General features: G+C 60.4%; 1 protein-coding gene and 1 pseudogene. Both read left to right on the forward strand.

The window, feature by feature from the left end:
- Window positions 1-374, forward strand: a 374-nt coding sequence (locus MRX98_RS21835) for a transposase (RefSeq protein ID WP_246915305.1), incomplete at its 5' end; no start/stop codon positions are given.
- Window positions 374-728, forward strand: a pseudogene (locus MRX98_RS21840) (IS3 family transposase); the annotation flags it as partial. The gene MRX98_RS21835 and the pseudogene MRX98_RS21840, both read left to right, overlap by 1 nt.

The following is a 728-nucleotide window of genomic DNA, read 5'->3' on the forward strand; positions in this document are numbered from 1 at the left end:
CCGATCCTCAGGTGCCCGCGCAAAAGCCCCGGCGCAAGCTGACTGCTCAATACAAGCTGCGGATTCTTGCCGAGGCGGATCGGTGCACAACCTCCCGGCAAGTCAGCCAACTGCTGCGCAGAGAAGGCCTCTACTCATCGAGTTTGACCCGTTGGCGACGACTCCGCGAGCAAGGGCTGCTCGATGCCATGGCGCCCAAAACACGAGGCCGAAAGCCAATTGAGAAAAATCCCCTCGCTGGCGAACTGGCCAAGCTGCAAAAGGAAAACGATCAGCTGCGCAAAAAGCTGTGGCGGGCCGAGCGCATCATCGAGGTTCAAAAAAAAATTTCGCAGATCCTGGAGATCGACCACAGCCAGGAGGGCGGCAAATAATGGACGCTGCTGCTGAGCTGGCCGCCGATATCGGCGCGGTAGCCGCCTGCGATGCCTTGGACGTTGCACGCTCCAGCTTTTATCGCCACAAGCAACGCAACGATGGTGCGGCCTGCCCGTGTCCTTCGAACCGCCGATCCCCTCTGGCCCTGAGCACCGAGGAGAAAGAGCGCGTGATGGACCTGTTGTACAGCGAACCCTTTGTCGATATGGCACCGCATCAGATCCACGCCCGTCTTCTCGACCAGGGGCTGTATCTGTGCTCGGTGCGCACCATGTACCGGCTGCTTGCGGCCGAACACGGTCATGTCAAAGAGCGCCGGCGCCACGTTCAACGCCCGGCCTATGCCAAAC

It is taken from the genome of Desulfatitalea alkaliphila (assembly GCF_022968795.1).
GTDB classification, from domain to species: domain Bacteria; phylum Desulfobacterota; class Desulfobacteria; order Desulfobacterales; family Desulfosarcinaceae; genus Desulfatitalea; species Desulfatitalea alkaliphila.